Origin of the sequence: Candidatus Liberibacter brunswickensis (assembly GCF_036858155.1) — a bacterium.
Lineage (GTDB): Bacteria > Pseudomonadota > Alphaproteobacteria > Rhizobiales > Rhizobiaceae > Liberibacter > Liberibacter brunswickensis.
Window position 1 is genome coordinate 24,895 of the sequence record NZ_JAAEJX010000008.1, and the last position, 23,888, is coordinate 48,782.

Sequence of the window (23,888 nt, forward strand, 5' to 3'; positions counted from 1 at the left end):
CTATCTTTTAATATCACTGCGGATTATCAAAACTAAAAAGCTCACTCTGTTCGTCATAAGAAAAAAGTTCTGCATATCTTCCCCAAGATACGACAGTATCAATGGTTTCTTTTGCATATTCTTCAGACATATAATCCTCAAGTTCATTTCTAAATCGTGCAGCAGGCGCACTATGCAATCTACGTTCATCAAGAACACGTCTAATAAGATTGACCAATGGAACATACTTTAAAAGATGTTTTGCAAAAAGTATTTTACGAGAGTCTGTATCAAGATTCGCAAATCTTCTTCCTGCTTCTGTTAGTGTAATATCACCTTCATTTAGATTAACTAACTGTAATAATTGAAGAGATTCTCCAATATGAAAAAGCCTATCTGCTTCGAGTTGAAAACTATTTGCTAGATCTGGAAGATCAGCTTTACCATTATATGGAGGAGCTATAATAGCTTCAATAAGCCCCGACAACAAATTTATTGAGACATGTCTCAAAAACATTCCTATTCCTGATCCTGGAGCATTTTCCAGAGGATTAAAACGTTTTTCTTCCTTTTTTGTCATAAGAGCATATATTTTTTCAACAATTTGACGAAATTCAGGAGAAAGACGATTACGTGGATGCGGAATATTAATCAAAACTTCTTCTGCTATTCGACCAGGATTAGAAGAAAAAACTAAAACACGATCACACATCAATACAGCTTCTTCTATATTATGAGTGACCATCAACATAGATTTAATAGGAAGTCGACCTTCAATCCAAAGATCTATAAGATCAGTACGTAAATTTTCTGCAGTCAAAACATCTAAAGCAGAAAATGGTTCATCCATTAATAGCAAACTAGGAAAAACAACTAACGCACGTGCAAAACCAACACGTTGACGCATACCACCTGAAATTTCTGTTATATTCGCAGATTCAAAACCATCCAATCCAATTAAATCTATTGCTGATAATACTCTTTTACGTCTTTCTTCTCTATCTATTCCTCTTGCTTTTAAACCCAATTCAACATTTTCTAATACCGTCAACCATGGGAACAATGCAAATGATTGAAATACTAAACTAATATCTTTTGAAGGAGATGTTATTTTTTTCCCTTTAAAGATAACTTGACCTGAAGATGGGGAAACTAAGCCTGCAATGATACGTAACAAAGTCGATTTTCCAGAACCAGAACGACCTAGTAATCCGACAATTTCACCCGTAGAAACATTAAAATTAACTTTATCCAATACGAGATGATTACCCGACATTTTTTTAAGAAAAAAGCTTTGGCAAATATTTTGGATTTCTAAAAGACAATCAGTCTTAGTAGTAATATTCACTACCATATTCAACTCCAAACATAAATATTAATTATTACGCATGTGACGTGTTCCATATAGACAGAGGGGATGCCATAAAAAACGATTCAGTGCTAAAACAAAGAAACACATTACTAATACACCAAGAGATACTTCTGGAAAGCTTCCTTTTTCTGTAGCTTCTGCAATATAGGCACCTAAACCTATTGTTCTAAGATGTATATCACCCCAACTAGCCACTTCAGCAACAATACTAGCATTCCATGCACCTCCACATGCTGTAATAGCCCCAGTAATATAATAAGGGAAAATTCCTGGAATAATAACATATCTCCACCAACGCCAACCAGTAATATGAAAACTTCTTACTACTTCTTTAAAATCATTTGGAAAAACACTGGCTCCAGCAATAACATTAAATAGAATATACCACTGAGTCCCAAATATCATCAAAAGAGATAACCATATATCAGGATTGAGATGATAATAAAAGACAAAAGAAACCACTAGAGGGAAAAAAACATTAGCAGGGAATGCAGCTAAAAATTGAGCGAATGGTTGTATTTTACTAGCAATATTAGGACGAAAACCAATCCATATACCAATAGGAACCCAAATAATAGTAGCGATAAAAATTAAAATAAGCACGCGTGACATTGTAATACAGCCAAGCCAGAATACATGCATGAAATCATGATAAGTAAAATGATCCGATATATAACCAATAGATTTCCAAGCTATTCCAATAGCAATACTACACACCATTAAAAACCACAAAACATCCATTATGGATGATATTCTCTTGTTGTAATAAATATGGAAACAATCTTCTGGAATATGGAATTGTATTTTTTTAAATATACGAAATATTTTTTTAATATTATTAGATAACGGCAAACAAACATTCCAAGAACTATATCCTATAAAACGCAAAAAATTTGTTTTACGAAATAAATGCAATACCCAAGAATCGGAAGAATATCTTGCTGTAGTTTTTTCAAGGATAAATTTATTTGACCAAGCAATCATAGGACGAAAAAACAACTGATCATATAAAAAAATAACCCCTAACATTGTTAGCATTGCATATAAAACAGCTAATAAATTTCGCTCTTTAATTGCTAATGATATGTAAGAACCAATACCTGGGAGAGGAATAATTGTATCTCCAACTACAATCATTTCAGAAGCCACTACAAAAAACCATCCCCCAGACATTGACATCATCATGTTCCAGACTAACCCTGGAATGCTAAAGGGCACCTCTAAATGCCAAAAATTTTGCCAACCAGAAAGCCTAAAGCTATTAGCTACTTCTTTTAAATCTTTTGGAATATTACAAAGAGATTGATACATACTAAAAGTCATATTCCATACTTGACTAGTAAAAATAGCAAAAATAGCTGCTAATTCAGCACCTATAACTCTTCCAGGATATAAATTCATAAAATAAACAACCGTAAATGTTAAGAATCCAAGGATAGGAACAGATTGCATAACATCTAAAATAGGAATAAGAATCATTCCTAATCTACGATTCTTAGCTGCAAGAGTAGCATAAATAAAAGTGAATAACAGAGAGATAACTATAGCAATTAGCATACGCAAAGTCGTACGTAATGCATATTTTGGCAAAACATTTACATCAAGAGTAATAGGAATAATATCTACAATATCACTCGATACTGTTGTTTCCTGTATACCATGGAATAGAATAACGATTATCCCAACAACCAATATAAACGCTAAAACATCAAAAATATTAGGGAAAGTCTTTTTAGACACAAAAAGTGGCAATATATTGTATATAAAAATTGTTCTTCTCCCTAATTTATTCAATTATATTACTCAAATATGGTTATAATAAATAATTCACGACCAATATATTTATCTAGCAAGAAAATAAAATTTTATTATTTAATATAAAAATAAAAAACATCAAATAGAAGCGATACGATTATAGAAATCATTAACTTATGTTTCACAGAACAAATTAATAAAATTGAAAAAATTATAAAGGAAAACCGGACTTTTTATAAAGCCCGGTCTAAATAATGCAATAAATAGCAATATTAGAATTTCATTCCTACACCAGCAGAGAACATATTCTGAACATGATTAACTTCTTTGAAATATTCAGTTAAACGATATTCTATACGACCAGTGATATTATCAGCTAATATAGCCTCAACACCAACACCAGCTGTTCCACCTAAAGGATAGCTAGCATTATTTCCTGCTAATTTTCTAACAACGTCTATACCAGCAGTACCATATAACAATACGGAATCTACTACTTCATATCCTCCGCGAGCACGCAACGATCCGGATACGCCATTCAAGGTATATGGACGAGCATCAGCTGCGTCTTTAGTTTCAGACTCTACACTAAAAACGTAGCGAACATCTCCTTCAACACCATAAACTATACCATAATCCTGCATATTATATCCAGCATAAACAGCACCTCCTAAACGGTTTTGATCATGATTTGCTTTTGAAAAATCTGTGTTATATAACGCACTTAAACCTGCATATGGACCAACAAAGCTCTGATAAGTAACATATCTATTAGTATAAGCAGTTGGAACTTTCCCACGAGAAGCACTATTATGATGACGATTATATACTACAGCATCAGCAGCATTAACTGAACAGAACGAGGCAAGTGTAATACTAGAAACACCAACAGCTAAAAGGAATTTTTGCATTATATTTTCTCCATGATTAAAAAAGCACATCTTCGAAATAAAGCGATATACCCTACAAGTCACAAGGACCCAAGACCGTCATAGCTCCCATAATTATCTCCAATCGTCAAGAACAAAAGGCAAATACACGATGAAAACTATGAATAAATTATGCATCAAAAACTAATATAATAAACAGGTAAACTATTTATTTATATAATTTTCCGAATGTAAAAAATAATAGTTGCAAAAAAGCAACATATATCTCTTAACTTCAAGAAAACCGCCTTTGACGTATAAACTTTCATAATAACTCAAATACACTATCACTCGATCATCATTATTTAGTTCATAATGTACATATCACTTCATATTCATTATAAAATAAACATTAATGAAATGTTGTAAAAATGTAAATCCCAAAAATATAACTAATATTAACCAATAGTATCTTCATCTTAATATAATGATACATGATAACAAGAAAACTTGATATTTTATTATTATTGTAAAAATATATATAAGGGTAATAGTATATATTAAAACGAATATTGATTCTTAAATTTTATATTAGATGAGAATATTTGTTCTACTTTTAAATAAAAAATATATCTTATTAAAAATATCGATAAAAAATAAAATATGAATATTATACAGACACTTAGCAAAGAAATGCCAGAATGCCCAGGAATCTATCAAATGTTAGATGCTACTGGAAAGGTTTTATATATAGGCAAGGCTTATAATCTTAAAAAACGTATTAAAAATTATATGCAATTGAAAAATCATACGCGAAGAATCATGCATATGATTAGTCAAATACAAAATATACAATTTACTATTACTAAAACAGAATCCGAAGCACTTCTTCTAGAAGCAATAATGATCAAACGCTTGAAACCTCGTTTTAATATATTATTACGCGATGATAAATCTTTTCCTTATATTCTCATAACAGACGAACATAAAATACCAGCACTGTATAAACACAGAGGTGCTCCAGTATTAAAAGGTAGTTATTTTGGTCCATTTGCATCTGTAGAAGCCGTAGATAAAACAATCAGTGCCCTTCAGCGTTCTTTTTTTCTTCGCAATTGTTCAGATAGCGTATTTGGATGCAGATCAAGACCTTGTCTTCTTTTTCAAATTAAACGCTGTTCTGGACCATGTACTGGAGAAATAAGTTCAGAAGAATATATGGAATTAGTCCATAAAACGAAGGAATTTCTTTCTGGTCGTAATAATAATATAAAAGAAGAAATCTCGTTTCAGATGAATCAGGCCTCACTAAAAGAAGACTATGAAACTGCAATTTTACATCGTGATAGGCTAGTAGCACTTTCAAATATCCAAAATCATAGAGATTTAAATTGTAATACGACGATGGATTATTTCTCAATTTATCATGATAGAAACATTGCTTGTATACAAGCTTTCTTTTTTCGCTTTGGACAAAATAGAGGAACCTGTACTTTCTTTTTAAAAACAGATTCCGAATCAACCAATTCACAGATTTTGAGTCATTTTCTTAGACAATTTTATGAAGACAAGCCTTGCCCAGAAAATATTTTGTTATCAGAGGAAGCAGATGAAATAACATTACTTGAAATATCTTTGTCTAAAAAATATGGATATAAAATCAAAATTACGATTCCCAAACAAGGCGAAAAAAGAAAAATAATTGAGCAATCCCTCATAAACGCGCGCAAATCTCATTCACAAAAACTTAATGAAGAGATATCTACTCAAATAGCCATGAAAGATTTTGCAAAAAAATTTTCATTACCATGTATTCCTAAAAGAATTGAAATATATGACAATTCTCATGTTATGGGTTATAGTGCTGTTGGATGTATGGTTGTGGCTGGAGAAAATGGATTTGTACAAAATCAATACCAGAAATTCATTTTTAATCAAGAAGATATAAAGACACAAGATGATTGTGCTATGATTCGTGTGGTATTAGAAAGGAGATTCTCCTCTTTAATTAAGAATAAAGAAAATTTAACTTTTAAATATAAAGAATGCGAATATTCCTTTCCTTCTTGGCCTGATGTAGTTATCCTTGATGGAGGGAAAGGACAGTTATCTGCAGCTAATAGCGTATTTAAAAAATTAAATATTGAAAATCGTATAAAGGTTATCAGCATTGCTAAAGGGAAAAACAGAAATGCTGGGATGGAAAAGTTTTTTGTAGAAAATGGAAGGGAACTTATGTTGCACATGCGTGATCCTGTTCTTTATTTTATTCAACGACTTCGTGATGAAGCACATCGTTTCGCTGTTACTGCCCATAGAAAACGTCGTAAAAAAGCTACTTATAATCCACTTGACGAAATTAATGGTATAGGATCTTTGCGTAAACGTTTACTGCTGCAATCGTTTGGAACGGTTAAAATGATATCTAGATCTTCCCCTGAAGTACTTGCATCAATAAAAGGAATTTCAAAAAAAATAGCTTATAAAATTTATAATCATTTCCATAAAAATACTCCGTATAAATCAACGTGATATACATAAAGTATTTCCTATCCGATGTCCTTCTTCAGAACCTTTAAAATGATTACTTAAGATAAATAAATGGCTAAACGTTCTTATAATATCCCTAACATGTTGACATATGGCCGTATTTTAGTCGTGCCACTCATAGTATTGTGTTTTTTTGTTCAAGAAATAGGAATCTTTGCGATCCCAAATCTTATGCGATGGACAGCTTTATCTTTATTTACCATTGCTTCAATTACAGATTTTTTTGACGGATATCTTGCAAGAATATGGAATCAAACTTCCAATATAGGTCGCATGCTTGATCCTATAGCTGATAAGCTACTCATATCATCAGTTCTACTTTTAATGACGGCAGATGGTACAATTAACCGTTACTCAATATGGGCAGCTATAACAATATTATGTCGCGAAATTCTAGTATCTGGATTACGAGAGTATCTTGCAGAACTCAAAGTTAGCGTTCCCGTTACACGAATTGCAAGATTTAAGACAGCCATTCAAATGATATCTATTGGATTTTTATTAGCAGGACCTTCTTGTAAAGATTTTATACCTTACGTTACCGAAACTGGAATTATCTTACTTTGGATTTCAGCTCTTATGACTATTTATAGTGGCCATGATTATTTTCGAGTAGGAATCAAACATATTGATTATGAAGATTAAAAATATCACTATTAATTACAGAACCACTATAATAAATATTGCGAAATAATATAATCCTTAATAAAGAATATCTTTATCATATTAAATTAAGAAAATTTAAAATAACTTTAGATCTAGTTCTTAGCCTTTAAACTTCTTAAACCTCTTATTTTTCGTACTATCTTGTAAATTTCTAGATGTAAAACTAGAAAATCTATTGTTTTTAAAATCTGGTTTTTCACCATCCAAATATTTTAATTGAATACCCCTATCTAATTTTACAGAACGGCGTAAAAGATCCGCACTATCCGCAGCAACTTCAACAAAAGTCTGATCTGGTTGAACACGAATAGCCCCTATACTATGGCGATTAATACCACTACTACGACATAACATAGGTATTAACCACCTAGCTTCTGCCTTTTGTTTACTTCCCACAGACAAAGAAAACCATGCAGAGTTTTTAAAGTTATCCCTGGAACTTCTTCCAAATTTTGAATTTCTAGAATCATCTCTAAAACGATCTTTACCAGAACTTAAAGAAACAGATCTTATCTCTTCTGGAACACAAAGAGCCGCACGATGAATACGCAAAAAACCAGCTGCTATAGTTTCAGAATCGTGTTTCTCCAATAAAATACTGACCATCTTTTTTTCATCACCTTTAATAGGATCTGACAGTAATGGACTATGAATAATTCTTTGATAATCACGCTCCACTATTGCCTCCACTGAAGGTGTCTGCCCCCAAACAACAGAAACATTAGCTTCTTTAAACAAACGTTCAGCGCGACGTTGCATATTTTGAGGAACAACGAAGATACTAATTCCTTTTCGCCCAGCTCGACCTGTACGACCACTTCTATGAAGTAGATTATCAGCGTTAGAGGATAATTCAGCGTGAATCACTAGCTCAAGATCTGGTAAATCGATACCACGAGCAGCAACATCTGTCGCTATACATACACGAGCCCTTCCATCACGCATTACCTGAAGAGCATTAGTACGCTCTTGTTGGCTTAATTCTCCAGACAAGGCAACAACTTGGAACAAGTGATCTGCCAATACCTTGGTGAAACGCGATACAGATGCACGAGTAGAACAAAATACTATTGCATTTTTTGCATCATGATACCTCAATATATTAACAATAGCATTATCACGATCACTAGACGCTACCAAAACAGCACGATAATCTATATCACTATGTTGTTGGTTATCAGAGACTATATTAACACGTACAGCATCTTTTTGATAGTTCTTCGCTAATACCGTGATAGCAGGAGAAATAGTAGCAGAAAACATTAACATTCGTTTTTTTTTAGGAGAAGAATCCAATATAAATCCTATATCATCACGGAATCCTAGATCAAGCATCTCATCTGCTTCGTCAAGCACTACAGCCTTGAGACGGGACATATTCAAACCTTTACCTCGAATATGATCACATAATCTCCCTGGCGTTCCGACAACAATATGCGCTCCATTTTGCAAATCCCGACGTTCACGATGTAAGCTAACCCCACCAATACATACAGTAACAACAACTCCTGTTTTTGCATAAAGCCATTCTAATTCACGCCCTACTTGTAACGCTAATTCTCTGGTAGGAGCGATTGCAAGAGCAAGGGGAGATCCTGCCGGACCAAAACGATCATTCCCCTCAAGAAGATTTGAAGCTAAAGATAATCCAAAAGCTACAGTTTTTCCTGAACCAGTTTGAGCAGAAACTAAAATATCCCTTTCTTTTAGATCAGGATTTAAAACGGCCTCTTGAACTGATGTTAAATTATCATAACCTCGTTCAGAAAGTGCCTCACCTATAACCTTAGGAATATTTTCAAAAATCTTCATATAGCAATCTTCCAGATTCTAATATCACAGCACTCTAATAATCAATTAATAAAGCAAATATAATCAATTAATAAAGCAAATAAAAATAACAGTCGTTTCAAATTTCAAAAGAATATACGAAAGAACATACTAAATACAACAAATATTCCAGATAAATAATACTTTTGTATCATTTAAAATTAGAACCTAACTGACTATAACCGTCATAGAAAACCAAACGGTCTCACTTCAACAAAAAAAGAGAAGGGAAAAAACAACATAAGTAGTTTATTCCGATAATACAAGTCACAAGAACGATAATCCTTAAGACAATGAATTGATATAAGGCCAAGAACCTACCTATACCCACTCAAATTACCAAATTAAAGGAGGATTCAACAGAAATAATCTCAACATACGATAATCTGCGATAAAAAAGTCAACCACAGTGTCATTTATTATGCTTAGATATATCTCTTTTGTCAATATTATTAAAAAAATATTACACCTATTAAAAAAGACTTATTGTTCATTGCGAAGTGACCCTAAAGAACAAATCTAATTTAATAAAAATTATTTTTCATAGAAAAAATACAATTAAGAGCAATATTTATCAAAAATAATTACTGTAAAGAATAACAGAATCTTTTAATACGCATGCATGCCTCTTTTAAAATAGAATCAGATGTAGCGTAAGAAATACGTATACTTGGACCATAACCAAAAGCAGAACCATGCACTACAGCAACATGTTCTTCTTCTAACAGTTCATTTACAAAATCTAGATCGTCTTTTATAATATTTCCAGAAGGAGCTCTTTTCCCAATCAAATCATTAATAGAAGGATATAAATAAAAAGCACCATCAGGGACAATACAACTTATACCTGGAGTTCCTTTCAATTCGGATATGCATAAATCACGACGAAATTCAAAAATATTTCTGTTTTTAAAAACAAAATCTTTTGAACCATTAAGGGCTTCAACAGCAGCCCACTGTGCTATAGAACAAGCCCCTGAAGTCTGCTGTCCTTGCAGAATGGTCATTGAATTAATCAAATCTAACATACCAGCAGCATAACCAATTCTCAAACCTGTCATTGCATATGCCTTAGATACACCATTAACAACAAGGGTACGCCCATATAAATCTGGCTCAACATTTACAATATTTTTAAACTGACAATTACTATAAATAATATGTTCATAAATATCGTCTGATATAATATAAACATGTGGATTTCTAATCAAAACATCTGCTAAAGCTTTTAATATATTTTTAGAATATACCGCACCTGAGGGATTTGAAGGAGAATTTAGAATCAACCATTTTGTTTTTCTCGTAATAGCTTTCTCAAGCTCCTCTGGAGAAATTTGAAAATTGTCACTTTGTTGAGTATCAATAAAAACAGGTGTACCCCCACAAAGCTCTACCATGTCAGGATACGAAACCCAATAAGGCTTAGGTATTAATACTTCATCACCCGCATTAATAGTGGCCATAAGAGCGTTAAAAATTACATGCTTAGCTCCAGTACCTACTATGATCTGATTTGTATTATAGTTAAGATTATTATCTTTTTTAAATTTTTCAACTATTGCTTCACGAAGATGATGTATACCAGCCACGGCAGTATACTTTGTCTCGCCTCTCTCCATGGCACGCACTACAGCATACTTAATGTTCTCGGGCATACTAAAGTCTGGCTCCCCTGCCGTAAGGCTTAATACTTCAATACCCCTAGAGCATAAATCGCGCGCCTTTTGAGATGCAACAATAGTAGCAGAAGGTTTTACACGAAGGAGAATATTAGAAATAAATGTCATATTTATTTCATTCCTATTATAATCATCATAAATACCAAGAAAAGGAGAAAACGCTATTTATAAATAGAATTCAATCCCCATCCTAGAACAAGAAAACACTGGAGCGGGTAGCGGGAATCGAACCCGCATACTCAGCTTGGAAGGCTGCTACTCTACCATTGAGTTATACCCGCACATAAAAGAAAAATAATTTGGTGGAGGGAGTCGGATTTGAACCGACGTAGGATAAACCAACGGATTTACAGTCCGCCCCCTTTAACCACTCGGGCATCCCTCCTATACAAAATTTTTCGTAATGCAATATCCTTATGACTTCTAAGTTCATAACTGTCAAGACAGCATATAAAAATGATCAAATTCTTATTTGTACAACATACAAATATCCACTAAATCCATACTAAAATAAATCTATAATATAAAAGTATGCTAGCCTTAGTAAAAAAATAATTTAAAGGAAAATAAAACTATGGACATAATATCAAAAAAAAATCCTGAGAGCACTTCTTCTCCAAAAGACTCACACTATGCAAAACTGAGAAGAAATTACCGTGATCTAAAAAAAATGAAATCATTCAATAAAAAAGATCAATACTCATCACCAAAAGAAAATCTATTCCTATATGGCATTCATACAGTAAAATCGGCACTCAACAATCCTCAAAGGAAAATATTTCAATTACTAGTAACAGAGAATGCTCTAACACGTTTAGATTGGGATAAAAATTTATCCTATTCGTTTCCTGTTAAGATAGTATCACCAAAAATAATAGACCAATTTGTTGGAAGAGAATCTGCTCATCAAGGAATAGCCTTAGAAACATCCCCATTACTACCTCCAGCACTTGACATAATACAAAATAGCCAGTTACTCATCATATTAGATCATGTAAACGACCCTCATAATATAGGTGCAATATTACGATCAGCTGTCGCATTTGGATGTGATGGTATTATTACAACAAAACGATATAGCCCTACTGAATCAGCTGTACTTGCTAAATCTGCATCAGGCGCATTCGAGCATATTCCATACATTAGAATTGGCAATCTAACTGATGCTTTAGAAAAAATTCATTCCTGGGGATTCCAAACGATAGGACTCTCTTCCGATAGCAAAGAACCATTAGAAAAAGAAATAAAAAAAGGAAAAACAGCTCTTATTTTAGGAGCAGAAGGAAAAGGTTTGCGCAAAAAAACTCAAGAAACTGCAACTTCTATGGCTCACCTAAATATGCCTGGCATAATAAAATCTCTAAATGTATCAAACGCTGCAGCTGTTGCCCTTTATATAACACAAAAACAATTTACCACATAAAAATATAATTTGTATTCTACATTACTATTATAATTCTTAATATAAATAAGTGTTAATTTATATATTTCTTAAAAATATTTTAAATAATTATTTTAAGATCGTTTTATTATCTTATTTATCATATGATTAGGAATATATATAATACACAAATAACAATTGCTAACATTACTAAAAATATAAATTTTATTTTGTTTAGATTTAAAAAATAATCATGTGAAAGCTTCTTACTACATAAAATAAAGTTTACAACTAAAGAATATAAAAGCTCATAATCAATAATAGAGTGTATGTATTACAGTTAAAAAGAGAGCATTATATGGATTTCGAAAAATTTTTCAAAGATCAAATTGACTATTTACATTATGAAAAACGATATCGTGTTTTTACAGAACTTGCATATGAAGAATGTAATTTTCCTTATGCAATTTATAATTCATCCGAAGGATCAAAAAAAGTAACTATATGGTGTTCCAATGATTATCTTGGAATGGGGAAAAATCCAATTGTCATAGATAATGCTAAAAAATCCTTTGAAAAATGTGGTATTGGAGCAGGAGGAACACGAAATATTGCAGGAACAAATTACTATCATGTTATGCTAGAAAAAGAATTAGCAGATCTTCATGGAAAAAAATCTTCTCTTGTATTTAATTCTGGATATATTGCAAACTGGGCAACGATAGGAACACTTTGCTCTAAGATTCAAGACATCGTATGCTTTTCAGATTCTAATAATCATGCTTCTATTATTGAAGGTATTAGTAAAGCACGGTGTAAAAAAGTTATATGGGCTCATAATGACCTTGAAGATCTAGAAAAAAAACTTGCTAAAACTAGCCGTTCTACACCTAAAATTATCATATTTGAATCTGTTTACTCAATGAGTGGGAATATAGCTCCTATTAAAGAAATATGCGATCTTGCAGATAAATATAACGCAATAACCTATATAGATGAAGTACACGCAGTTGGAATACACGGACCTCTAGGAGCTGGAATAGCTGAACGAGAAGGGGTTATGGATCGTATTACAATAATATCAGGAACATTAGCAAAAGGATTTGGTGCATTTGGTGGATACATCGCAGCTTCTGTTAATTTATGCGATTTTATACGCTCTTTTGCTTCTGGTTTTATTTTTAGCACATCTTTACCGCCAGCTATTGCTAGTGCTGCTATCACTTCAATTCAATATATTAAAAAAAATTATGAAAAACGAAAAAAATATTTGGAACGCGTAAGAACAATTCGCAAATCTCTTGAGGAAAAGTCCATTCCTTGTATACCTAATGAAAGTCATATTATCCCGATCATGGTTGGAAATTCTCAAAAGTGCACATGGATTTCGAATATTTTACTCAAAGATTTTGGCATCTATATACAGCCAATCAACTATCCAACTGTGGCAAAAGGAGAAGAAAGATTACGTATAACACTCACTCCTTTACACACCGATTCTGATATAGATCATTTGATTACAAGTATCGAAAATATTTGGAAAAAAATGAACTTATACACCTAATAATTACGAAAATAAAAACATAATCTACGAATATTTTCATCTGAAACACAATACAAAATCTATTTTAATTCTTAATGAAATATTCATTAAATTGGTAAAGTAACAGAAAATAACCAAGACGAAATTTCTTTATCATCTATTAATGGAGAGAGAGCAGTATAAACAAGTCTATGGTAATCGTTGAGCCACTTTTTCTCTTTGCTAGTGAGAAGTTCAACAAGTATTAGATCTCGATTTATAGGACAAAGAGTAATAGTGTCGAATCCAATCATAGGAAGTTCCTCCTCATTAGTTCTTACTAAAGAAGTAACACAAAGAACATTCTCAATACGAATGCCAAAATCATCACGCCTATAGTAACCAGGTTCATTCGAAATAATCATACCCTCTCGAAGAGGTTCTTGATTCATTTTAGAAATTCCTTGAGGTCCTTCATGAACAGGTAAAAAAGAGCCAATACCATGCCCAACTCCATGGGCAAAATCCGCACCTGCTTCCCATAGAAAAATACGTGCCAGAATATCAAGATCACATCCCCTTGTCCCCTGAGGAAATATTACAGTGGAAACAGATATCATGCCTTTTAATACCAATGTAAAATAGTACTTCTTTTCATAATCTACATTACCAATAGCTATTGTTCTTGTAATATCAGTAGTTCCATTTACGTATTGCGCACCTGAATCTAATAACAATAATTCACCTTTTTGCAATAAACGATTACTTTTTGTAGTTACATGGTAATGGATAATAGCGGCATGTAAACCAGAAGCAGCTATCGTATTAAACGCAATGTCACGAAGAGGATTGTACATCTTACAACCTATTTCTTCGCGGCAACTTTCTAATTTATTAACAATATCAATTTCACTAATTTTCTCCAAATTATGACGATCAAACCAAAAAAGAAAATAAACCATCGCAACGCCATCTTGAATATGCGCATCTTTCATACCTTTAATTTCAACTTTGTTTTTAATAGCACGTAACAAAGAAGATGGATCCGAACCTTCGACTATCACACCATTTTCTTGAACAATAATCTTGAAAAGTCTGTAAGGAATCCATTTAGGATCTATAAAAATAGGCATATTTGTTCGAGATAAAGAAATAAGATGTGAATCAATCATATCAATATCTAATACAACAGCTACATCATATAGTGATGCTTTCAATTCTTCATTAATATACTGTTTACAGAAAAAAATTTCAGCTTTGCCATTATCATAAATTATAGCTCTAGATAATGGATATGGTGAACACTGAACATCAAAACCACGAATATTAAAAATCCAAGCAATAGAAGAAGGATCACATATAACAACTGCTGTTACTTTCTTTTTATGAAGAATCTTACAAATATCACGTATCTTTTCTTTAGACTTCACCCCTGCATATTCCATAACTTGCATTTCAATCTTACGATATAATGGATGAGGACGATCTTTCCATAAAGAATCAATGGGATTATATGGAAAATCAACTATTATCCCCCCTATTTTATCTAATGATTTTTGTATCAAACCTACTTCAAAAGGCGAATGTAAGCGTGAATCCAATCCTAAACGAAGTCCTGCTGAACCATGTGATGATATCCAGTTATAAAGAGATTCAACAGCAATATTCTTTATCGTAAATAATTTAGTATCTACTTCTTGCTCTACTTGAATGATGTAACGTCCATCTATAAAAATAAAAGCTTCTTCGCGCAATATAATAGCTATCCCTGATGATCCCGTAAAACCAGAAATCCAAGCAAGCCTTTCAGAACCTTTATCTACAAACTCGCCCCTATATTCATCTGCACGAGGAACAAGAAATGCATCTATATCCAATGAATCAAAATAACATCGAAGATTGTGGACTCTTTCAAATGTTTTGCGGGAAGATGATTGAACATCAAAAGACTGAAACATATTTTTCCTACCGAATTTATTTAATAATCTCTATAAGAACAAAAAAATATTGTACGGAAAATTCATACAAAACATTGCTAATAAATAAAATCAACCATTGATGTACAAACAATTCCTTAACTTGTTCGGGAACAAAATTGATAGTATCATTGATAAAGTTCCTTGATTAATAAATTTATCATCAAACCATCTTAACTTAGTACCAATCTATCGTATCTACTACATATCAATATAAAAATTTTATTTTTGAGATAATATTTGATTATATTTTTCATTGTTACCTAAAAACATAATGCGATTTTTGTATATTTCGGAATACTACCGATAAATTACTTTCTTCTTATCTCTAATTTCTAATTATTCTATCAATAGAAATAATATGTAATAAAAATGTTGTTTATAGATACTTTGCTTAATAATTTTTTTATTCCTTAAAATCCATTGAAAATGAATTTTAAGGAAAATAAACATCAATCTTTCATACATGAAAGTTACTTTTCCCAAAATAATATAGACCATAAAGTGTTATAAATTTAAATAATTATATTTCATTTCGGAAGTAAATTATTAACTGATTTTTACTATTGTTATCTGGTAAGAGAAAATTAACCGTAGTGGCAAACATGAAATTTTCAAATAAAAACAAACCGAATTGGCTAGATGATAAGAAAGATGATCTAAAATCTTTCCTTCCGCAATGGCACGAGGCATTTCTACTTAGTCCTAACGTACGTTTTACACGTACACCTGAAAATGATCTCAATAGATATCGTAATAGTCATGCATCAAAAAAATCAAATGGAAAAAGTTCTATTGATGCTTATATTCAAAAAAAATCTACTGAGGAATCTCTTAACTCTACTAGCTCTCTAGCTCATTTAAAAAGCGAATTTATGATGAGAAGAAATGTTATTGAAGATAAACCCAATCCAGAAAATAAGTCTTGCAAGTTACATCTTGTACAAGAAAACTTATCTTATCCTGATGAAGAGGTTAAAAAAGAGAACATTATATTATCTTCAAAAGATGTAATAAAATCAGAGATGGCAAAAGATATCCTAAATACAAATCCTGAAATAATTTCTTGGCTATCAGATTTTGCTTTTTTTGAAGGATTATACACGTCATCTAATTCTATTCTATCATTAAATGATAATCAGCAACATATATTATCTCAAAGCAATGAATCAAATAATGCAGAGATCATTCCACATATGTTTAAAAAACAAGATGACTTCTATAATCAAAAAACAAAGAATAATCATTATTATAACGATAGTATAAGTTATAAAAAAGAGGAATATCCTATCAAAACTCTCCATAATCTATCTTCATATTATAAAGAAAATACTGATGATATTTTTCAGAAAACTTCAAAAAAAGTTGCTGCCAGACAAGGACAATATGAACAACCATGTTCATCTTTTCTGCATACACACTCGAATATGAACTTGCAAAAAATAACTCCTGAATATTTGAAAAAAAACGCTGGATTTCTAGAAAACATCTTAGAAGAATTCGGAATTAAAGGAGAAATTATCAATGCAAATCCTGGCCCTGTAGTAACCTTATATGAATTTGAACCAGCGCCAGGCATCAAGTCCTCTAGAGTTATATCATTAGCAGATGACATCGCGCGTTCTATGTATTCTTTATCTGCTCGTGTTGCGGTTATCCCTAAGCGTAATGCCATAGGAATTGAACTTCCAAATGAGACTAGAGAAACTCTTTACCTTCGTCAAATAATCGAATCTGAATCTTTCTCAAATTCTAAAGCTAATCTACCTTTATGCCTTGGAAAAACAATCGGCGGAGAATCTGTCATAGCCGATCTAGCGAATATGCCTCATATACTTGTCGCAGGAACTACTGGATCTGGAAAATCCGTTGCTATCAATACAATGATTATTTCTTTGCTATATCGTCTACATCCTGATGAATGTCGAATGATAATGGTAGATCCTAAAATGTTAGAATTATCAGTTTATGATGGCATCCCTCATCTTCTTACTCCTGTTGTTACAGATTCTAAAAAAGCTGTACTGGCATTGAAATGGGCAGTACGTGAGATGGAAGATCGATATCTAAAAATGTCTCAGCTTTCTGTGCGTAATATTAAAAGCTACAATGAACGTATTTCTAAAATGAATACCCCAAAATTACAAGAAAACGATCATATTAAACCTATGCCTTATATTGTCATTATAGTTGATGAGATGGCAGATTTGATGATGGTTGCTGGAAAAGAAATTGAAGGAGCAATTCAAAGGTTAGCACAAATGGCAAGAGCCGCAGGCATCCACTTAATTATGGCTACACAAAGACCTTCAGTAGATGTGATCACTGGTACAATTAAAGCAAATTTCCCAATAAGAATTTCTTTTCAAGTAACTTCAAAGATTGATAGTCGCACAATATTAGGAGAGCATGGTGCTGAACAACTTCTTGGACAAGGAGATATGCTTTACATGTCAGGAGGAGGACGTATCCAGCGCGTACACGGCCCTCTAGTATCTGAAATTGAAATTGAAAAAATTGTTCAACATTTAAAAAAGCAAGGAAGTCCTGAATATCTTAATACTGTTACCGCCAACGCTGATAAGAACAAAAATAATTTTGATTCTGATGCAAAAAAAGAGCGTTCCGATCTATACGAAAAAGCAGTAGATCTCGTAATAGATAATCAACGTTGTTCAACTTCTTTTATACAACGTCGACTACAAATTGGATATAATCGCGCTGCATTGTTAGTTGAACGTATGGAACAAGAAGGATTAATAAGCAAGGCAGATCATGTTGGAAAAAGAAATGTTTTTTCTGAAAAATTCATCTCAAAATGATATAATTATCCTATAAAAACCAAATATAATATCGTATTATTGAATGTAAAAATAACAGAAATTCTATTGAAATAATAATTTTACTACGCTTAAGGAGTTCCCTTTATAAAATTTCTAGTAAACTAATAATCAAATAGTTAAGAACTTATAATGATAGTTATGAGTAAAATTAATAATATATATTGCCCAATAATATTATTTGTTTTTATAGAACATGAAATAAAAAATCATAGTAGGTTGTATAATAAATTTACTACTATCCTAAACATTAAATAATTAGAAATTTTTTAATATTTATTTTCACAAGTAATGCAAATGTTTAAAAAAACTATATTTTTAATTACTATTACCATAGCATTTCAATCAATGGCCTTTGGTAGTGAAAAAATTTTAAATCAAAAAGAAATGAATAATGATGCAGAAAATACTTATAATATTGCAAAAGAAGAACTGAAGGTAATGTATGAGAAAGTTCTAAGCAAGATTAAAGATCATCAAAAAGAATTATTTGAAAAATCACAAAATGTATGGAAACAATACAGTGATTCTGAATGCAATTTTGCTTCTTTTGGATTCAAAAAAGGATCATCTGTGCCAATGGTTTATGCGAATTGTCTGCATGATCATATCATTAAACGAAACGAGCGACTAAAATATTACCTTACATGTCCAGAAGGAGATTTAAATTGCCCGTTTATAAATAATTAATAATTGGATGGAATTAATTTGTAATGTCATTTGTTTTATTTAATTAAAACTGATCTATTTTTTCACTGGTTAGTACGATCAATAATTTTTTCGTAGTTAAGAAGTAGCACAATTTGTAACCTTTAAGTTCAATAATAGAACGACATATCAAAAAATAAATCGATTACTAAGAAGAACAAGACCCAATCTAAACTTAGAAAAAAATTATTAAAATATCAAATACATATCGCGGATAAGTAAAAGTTCCAAATATCAAGAAAGAAATATATTGCCAATCTTTATGTTAGAATTAATGTTTAATGCCAAACTTACCTATTAAGTAATGTTGCTCAAACATTCAACATCCATACAGATCATAAACGTTGGACACATAACTCTTGATTATATTGAAAACAAAAATCATCCCATGTTTCAACCATATGTGCAGGTAATGGTGCTGTTATTCGCAATCTACCTCCTGCGGGATGAGGTAAATCTATATAACGAGCATGAAGATATAATTTATTTTGGATATTACCAATAAAATCTCTTTTAGAATTAATGGAATACTTTTTATCTCCTACAATTGGATAACCTATATGAAGTGCATGAACACGCAATTGATGTGTACGCCCTGTATAAGGCTGCATTTCCAACCAGCAAAACTTTTGCGCAAAACAATCCATGACTCTAAAATAAGAAATTGCATAATTAGCTCCCTTCTCATTTTTTTCTACTACACGTACACAATCTCCTCCAGGGTTACTTTTTTTTAATAACCAATTGGAAACACATTTTTTTTTATCTTTAGGAATTCCCCAGACAAGTGACCAATATATTTTCTGAATCTTACGCATTCGAAAAGCTTCCGTAAGGATTTGAGCTGCAGTACGAGTACGAGCTACTACTAATATGCCAGAAGTTTCTCGATCTAATCTATGAATAAGACGTGGTTTTTGACCTCTATAATCTGTCCAAGATTGCAAAAAACCATCAATATGATTTACAATGCCAGATCCTCCTTGAACAGATATTCCTGCGGGTTTATTGAATACATAAATTTCGCTATCTTTATATAATAAAATGCTTTTTAAAAAATCCGAATGTGTCGATTTATTAATAGACAAATCATATTCTTTTGTTTCTTTTGATATATAATTTATAGAATTAACAATGGGTGGAATTCGTATTACTTGTCCAGATTGAATTCGATCATTAGATTTAACACGCTTTTTATCCAATCTTATCTGACCAGATCTTAAGATTTTTTGGAGATTTACAAAATTAATATGCGGATAATGATTCTTAAACCAACGATCAAGACGCATATTTTCTTCGTCTTTTTCAACTACTATATACTTAACATATGTCATCAAAGACATTACCTTACTCCAATGAGATCAATTTTTTATATAACTTCAATCAATCCCAATTTTTTCATAAATCAGCAAAAAAAATAATGTTTTAATAATATATTTTTTTATAAATTATAACTATTTACCGAAGATCACAAAACGTTATACTATGACTATGTTTGTACTAGCACATATATCGGATATTCATCTGAGCTATCCCCCAACTTTTTCAGAATTATCCCCCAAACGACTTGTCGGATTAGCAAATTGGCACTTTAATAGGAAAAGATACTTCTCTAATTCAACTGCTATAATGTTAATTAATGATATTTTATTACATAAAGTTGATCATATTTCAATTACAGGAGACATTGTAAATTTTACATGTAAAAGAGAAATATCTGCCGCTACCCATTGGCTAAAAAGCATTGGTAAACCTCATGATATATCAATTGTTCCAGGAAACCATGATGTTTATGTAATAGGATCACAAGAAAGATCTTTGAGTGAATGGAAAAACTATATAACAAGCGATTCTTGTTTATCAGATTCCAAAAAGAAAAAATTATTTCCTTATTTACGCATACGCGATAACATTGCTTTAATTGGATGTTCAACAGCAATAGCTACCCCACCTTTTACTGCTAATGGATACTTTGGACAAGAACAAGCTGATGACACATCTAAACTTTTACGAAAAGCAAAAAAAGAAGGTCTGTTCCGTGTTATTATGATGCACCATCCCCCTATTTTAGGTACGATATCTGTATGCAATCGTATGTTTGGCATTAAAAGATTTAAAAAGATGATTTGGGATGAAGGAGCAGAATTAATACTTCACGGTCATACACATCTTAATAGCCTCTATTGGATGAATAGCTATAAAAAATTGATACCTGTTGTAGGAATAGCATCAGCTTCTCAAAAAATAAATACCGACAAACCGCAAGCATCTTACAATCTTTTTTACATTGAAAAAAAACATGAGTGTTGGAAAATAATAAGAGAAAGATACACTATCTCACCAGATTATCTCAGCATACAAAAAAAATGTTCAGATATTTTTTCATGATAATATTGATTTATAAAATAATGGCGTGTACCGTGCTGAGTATATGATAGATAACGATTAAATAAATCTACAAGAAGTCCTGATTGAAATTAAAATTATGAAGATAACTCTAGTGTGAGTAAGTAGTACTTTTATATGAAAATCATCTTCTAATATTAGGTTGTAATTAAATCTCACGAAATCATTAAAATCATCAATCGGTATTTAATTATATGTCAGGTTATTAAAATAATCATATATTGAATCATAGTAAATTAAATTAAACATAAAAAAATGCCACTAATATTGAACAATAATATCCCCATGAAAATTTCATTACTAGCTAATAGTTCAGCAGTAGGAAGAATAGATAGATGGTTATCTGTTAATGTAGAAAAAAAATTTTCAAGATCTTATGTTAAAACGCTCATACTAAATGGATATATAAGCATTAATGGAATAGTTTCCACAGATCCAAGTAGAAAAGTTGTTCCTGGGGATAGTTTCTTTGTTAATGTTCCTGAAGCACAAAAATTGAATATGGATCAAGAAAATATCCCTCTTGATATATTATATGAAGATAATGATATAGTTGTTATAAATAAACCAGCAGGTCTTGTATCACATCCCGCACCTGGTAATTGGACGGGAACTTTAGTCAATGCTCTTCTTTATCACTGTAATAATAATCTTTCTAGTATAAATGGAATAAAGCGTCCTGGTATTGTTCATAGACTAGATAAAGATACGACAGGAGTAATGGTGATTGCAAAAAACGATCTTGCGCATCAAAAACTTTCAGAACAGTTTGCTGATCACGGGAAAAACATGGGATTAAAACGTTCTTATTATGCAATGGTATGGGGAATACCATCCCCAGATTCTGGAATCATTAATGCTCCTCTAGGACGATGCAAATCAAATCGAATACGACGTGCTGTAAAAAGAACAGATGATAAAACAGCAGATAAAGCTATAACTCATTATAAAATAGTTGAAACCTATAATAAAAATTCTAATTTTGCAGCATCATTGTTAGAATGTCGCTTAGAAACAGGTAGAACACATCAAATTCGTGTGCATATGGCTTATAAAGGAAATCCACTAATTGGTGATATTTTATATGGAAAAGGGTTTAAAACAAAAGAAAATATCGTTAACCAAAATGTAAAAAATGCCATTTTATCACTTGCAAGACAAGCATTACATGCGTATCATCTATCTTTTGATCATCCTTCTAAAAATCAGGTTATGAGCTTTAAAGCACCTATTCCTGAAGATATGTTAACTGTGATCCGCGAATTGCACAAAAAATAAGATGTTTTATCTATAATCTTTTTTATTCTTATAAAAAATTAATTTTCTAGTCAAATAAAGATAATATTATTTTATAAAAAGTGTATTCTATAGATATCAATCATGATATTAGTGAAAAATAAAGAATACTTTACATAAAAAAGGCAAATAGTCTCATGAACCGAAGAAACATGACTATAATAACAGATGGTGAAATTGGACTCAGTCGCTATATTCGCGAGATACAAAAAATTCCTATGCTGGAAAAACAAGAAGAATATATGCTTGCTAAAAGATATCACGAACATAACGATTTAAATGCTGCCCATAGGTTAGTAACAAGCCACCTCCGTCTTGTTGTAAAAGTTGCAATGGGTTATAGAGGCTATGGATTACCTATTAGCGAAGTAATTTCTGAAGGTAACGTAGGTCTGATGCAAGCAGTTAAAAAATTTGATCCAGAACGTGGTTTTCGTCTTGCTACATATGGAATGTGGTGGATAAAAGCTGCAATGCAAGAATATATTTTGCGCTCATGGTCATTAGTAAAAATAGGGACTACAGCCAATCAAAAACGTCTTTTCTTTAATTTGCGACGTTTGAAAGGACAGTTACAAGAAACAACTGATACAAACTTAAAGCCAGAACAAGTTGTTGCTATTGCTAATAAACTTAATGTTTCAGAATCAGAGGTAATTGCCATGAACTGTCGTTTATCTGGTGATGAATCTCTAAATGCTCTTATAAATTCTTCAGATAAAGAATCTAGCCAATGGCAGGATTGGCTTGTATATGATCACGATGGACAAGAACAAGTACTTATCGAAAAAGAAGAACTTAAAAATCGTCGTAATATGCTAATGCGTTCTATGTCTATATTAAATACTCGAGAAAGAAGAATTTTTGAAGCGAGACGTCTAAAAGAAAATCCTATTACACTTGAACATTTATCATCAGAGTTTGAAGTAAGTCGTGAACGCGTACGACAAATAGAGGCACGTGCTTTTGAAAAAATAAAAGAAGAAATACAAAAACAAACAGCGTTATCTTGTCCATCATCCACTATAAAAACCAATATAGAGAAAAAATAAAATCAGT

The 23,888-nt window shown here is 31.7% G+C and carries 16 protein-coding genes and 2 tRNA genes; 9 read left to right on the forward strand and 9 right to left on the reverse strand.

The genetic code is table 11. The features are described from left to right. Window positions 1–13: 13 nt before the first annotated feature. The 3 genes from GY664_RS03050 to GY664_RS03060 form a co-directional block, all read right to left on the reverse strand. Complete coding sequence (locus GY664_RS03050) at window positions 14–1,333, reverse strand: ABC transporter ATP-binding protein (RefSeq protein ID WP_333947999.1); 1,320 nt, start codon at window positions 1,331–1,333, stop codon at window positions 14–16. 21 nt (window positions 1,334–1,354) lie between these two features. Then, window positions 1,355–3,121, reverse strand: a complete 1,767-nt coding sequence (locus GY664_RS03055) for an ABC transporter permease (RefSeq protein ID WP_408612130.1) — start codon at window positions 3,119–3,121, stop codon at window positions 1,355–1,357. Window positions 3,122–3,378: 257 nt separating this feature from the next. After that, on the reverse strand, window positions 3,379–4,017 hold the full coding sequence (locus GY664_RS03060; RefSeq protein ID WP_333948000.1) for an outer membrane protein: 639 nt from the start codon (window positions 4,015–4,017) through the stop codon (window positions 3,379–3,381). 621 nt (window positions 4,018–4,638) lie between these two features. Here GY664_RS03060 and uvrC point away from each other — a divergent pair. Both uvrC and pgsA read left to right on the forward strand, forming a co-directional pair. Next, window positions 4,639–6,507 (forward strand): excinuclease ABC subunit UvrC, encoded by a 1,869-nt coding sequence (uvrC, locus tag GY664_RS03065; protein ID WP_333948001.1) that lies wholly within the window; start codon window positions 4,639–4,641, stop codon window positions 6,505–6,507. Between the two features lie 69 nt (window positions 6,508–6,576). Beyond that, complete coding sequence (gene pgsA / locus GY664_RS03070; RefSeq protein WP_333948002.1) at window positions 6,577–7,170, forward strand: CDP-diacylglycerol--glycerol-3-phosphate 3-phosphatidyltransferase; 594 nt, start codon at window positions 6,577–6,579, stop codon at window positions 7,168–7,170. A gap of 120 nt (window positions 7,171–7,290) precedes the next feature. Here pgsA and GY664_RS03075 read toward each other — a convergent pair whose 3' ends face one another. The 4 genes from GY664_RS03075 to GY664_RS03090 all read right to left on the reverse strand — a co-directional run bounded on the left by GY664_RS03075 (window position 7,291) and on the right by GY664_RS03090 (window position 11,085). After that, a complete protein-coding gene (locus GY664_RS03075; RefSeq protein ID WP_333948003.1) occupies window positions 7,291–9,003 on the reverse strand; it encodes a DEAD/DEAH box helicase in 1,713 nt (570 codons plus the stop codon). A 602-nt stretch (window positions 9,004–9,605) separates the two neighbouring features. Next, window positions 9,606–10,808 (reverse strand): pyridoxal phosphate-dependent aminotransferase, encoded by a 1,203-nt coding sequence (locus tag GY664_RS03080; RefSeq protein ID WP_333948004.1) that lies wholly within the window; start codon window positions 10,806–10,808, stop codon window positions 9,606–9,608. Window positions 10,809–10,907: 99 nt separating this feature from the next. Further along, a tRNA-Gly gene (locus tag GY664_RS03085) sits at window positions 10,908–10,981 on the reverse strand. A gap of 19 nt (window positions 10,982–11,000) precedes the next feature. Then, window positions 11,001–11,085 (reverse strand) — tRNA-Tyr (locus GY664_RS03090). Between the two features lie 189 nt (window positions 11,086–11,274). On the opposite strand from GY664_RS03090, the gene GY664_RS03095 reads away from it, so the two are divergent. Beyond that, window positions 11,275–12,123, forward strand: coding sequence for a TrmH family RNA methyltransferase (locus GY664_RS03095; RefSeq protein ID WP_333948005.1), 849 nt, complete (start codon window positions 11,275–11,277; stop codon window positions 12,121–12,123). Between the two features lie 316 nt (window positions 12,124–12,439). Next, window positions 12,440–13,645, forward strand: coding sequence for a 5-aminolevulinate synthase (gene hemA, locus GY664_RS03100; RefSeq protein ID WP_333948006.1), 1,206 nt, complete (start codon window positions 12,440–12,442; stop codon window positions 13,643–13,645). 86 nt (window positions 13,646–13,731) lie between these two features. Here the strand turns inward: hemA and GY664_RS03105 are convergent, their stop codons facing one another. Then, window positions 13,732–15,561: an aminopeptidase P family protein gene (locus GY664_RS03105; RefSeq protein ID WP_333948007.1), complete on the reverse strand. Its 1,830-nt coding sequence runs from the start codon at window positions 15,559–15,561 to the stop codon at window positions 13,732–13,734. Between the two features lie 623 nt (window positions 15,562–16,184). Here GY664_RS03105 and GY664_RS03110 point away from each other — a divergent pair. After that, the gene (locus GY664_RS03110; RefSeq protein WP_333948034.1) at window positions 16,185–18,401 is read left to right on the forward strand and encodes a DNA translocase FtsK; all 2,217 of its coding nucleotides are present in this window, start codon (window positions 16,185–16,187) and stop codon (window positions 18,399–18,401) included. Between the two features lie 315 nt (window positions 18,402–18,716). Beyond that, window positions 18,717–19,109: a lysozyme inhibitor LprI family protein gene (locus GY664_RS03115; RefSeq protein ID WP_333948008.1), complete on the forward strand. Its 393-nt coding sequence runs from the start codon at window positions 18,717–18,719 to the stop codon at window positions 19,107–19,109. A 353-nt stretch (window positions 19,110–19,462) separates the two neighbouring features. Here the strand turns inward: GY664_RS03115 and GY664_RS03120 are convergent, their stop codons facing one another. After that, window positions 19,463–20,461 (reverse strand): RluA family pseudouridine synthase, encoded by a 999-nt coding sequence (locus tag GY664_RS03120; RefSeq protein WP_333948035.1) that lies wholly within the window; start codon window positions 20,459–20,461, stop codon window positions 19,463–19,465. 151 nt (window positions 20,462–20,612) lie between these two features. Here GY664_RS03120 and GY664_RS03125 point away from each other — a divergent pair, with 151 nt between their 5' ends. The 3 genes from GY664_RS03125 (at window position 20,613) to rpoH (ending at window position 23,881) form a co-directional block, all read left to right on the forward strand. After that, complete coding sequence (locus GY664_RS03125; protein ID WP_333948009.1) at window positions 20,613–21,515, forward strand: metallophosphoesterase family protein; 903 nt, start codon at window positions 20,613–20,615, stop codon at window positions 21,513–21,515. A gap of 303 nt (window positions 21,516–21,818) precedes the next feature. Further along, on the forward strand, window positions 21,819–22,811 hold the full coding sequence (locus tag GY664_RS03130) for an RluA family pseudouridine synthase (protein ID WP_333948010.1): 993 nt from the start codon (window positions 21,819–21,821) through the stop codon (window positions 22,809–22,811). Between the two features lie 155 nt (window positions 22,812–22,966). Further along, on the forward strand, window positions 22,967–23,881 hold the full coding sequence (rpoH, locus tag GY664_RS03135; protein ID WP_333948011.1) for an RNA polymerase sigma factor RpoH: 915 nt from the start codon (window positions 22,967–22,969) through the stop codon (window positions 23,879–23,881). Window positions 23,882–23,888 lie beyond the last annotated feature (7 nt).

Excerpts from the sequence above, each read along its gene's own strand:
- GY664_RS03050 (WP_333947999.1), bottom strand. The coding sequence starts at position 1,333 with ATGGTAGTGAATATTACTACTAAGACTGATTGTCTTTTAGAAATCCAA.
- GY664_RS03060 (WP_333948000.1), bottom strand. The coding sequence starts at position 4,017 with ATGCAAAAATTCCTTTTAGCTGTTGGTGTTTCTAGTATTACACTTGCC.
- uvrC (WP_333948001.1), top strand. The coding sequence starts at position 4,639 with ATGAATATTATACAGACACTTAGCAAAGAAATGCCAGAATGCCCAGGA.
- pgsA (WP_333948002.1), top strand. The coding sequence starts at position 6,577 with ATGGCTAAACGTTCTTATAATATCCCTAACATGTTGACATATGGCCGT.
- GY664_RS03075 (WP_333948003.1), bottom strand. The coding sequence starts at position 9,003 with ATGAAGATTTTTGAAAATATTCCTAAGGTTATAGGTGAGGCACTTTCT.
- GY664_RS03080 (WP_333948004.1), bottom strand. The coding sequence starts at position 10,808 with ATGACATTTATTTCTAATATTCTCCTTCGTGTAAAACCTTCTGCTACT.
- GY664_RS03095 (WP_333948005.1), top strand. The coding sequence starts at position 11,275 with ATGGACATAATATCAAAAAAAAATCCTGAGAGCACTTCTTCTCCAAAA.
- hemA (WP_333948006.1), top strand. The coding sequence starts at position 12,440 with ATGGATTTCGAAAAATTTTTCAAAGATCAAATTGACTATTTACATTAT.
- GY664_RS03105 (WP_333948007.1), bottom strand. The coding sequence starts at position 15,561 with ATGTTTCAGTCTTTTGATGTTCAATCATCTTCCCGCAAAACATTTGAA.
- GY664_RS03110 (WP_333948034.1), top strand. The coding sequence starts at position 16,185 with ATGAAATTTTCAAATAAAAACAAACCGAATTGGCTAGATGATAAGAAA.
- GY664_RS03115 (WP_333948008.1), top strand. The coding sequence starts at position 18,717 with ATGTTTAAAAAAACTATATTTTTAATTACTATTACCATAGCATTTCAA.
- GY664_RS03120 (WP_333948035.1), bottom strand. The coding sequence starts at position 20,461 with ATGACATATGTTAAGTATATAGTAGTTGAAAAAGACGAAGAAAATATG.
- GY664_RS03125 (WP_333948009.1), top strand. The coding sequence starts at position 20,613 with ATGACTATGTTTGTACTAGCACATATATCGGATATTCATCTGAGCTAT.
- GY664_RS03130 (WP_333948010.1), top strand. The coding sequence starts at position 21,819 with ATGAAAATTTCATTACTAGCTAATAGTTCAGCAGTAGGAAGAATAGAT.
- rpoH (WP_333948011.1), top strand. The coding sequence starts at position 22,967 with ATGAACCGAAGAAACATGACTATAATAACAGATGGTGAAATTGGACTC.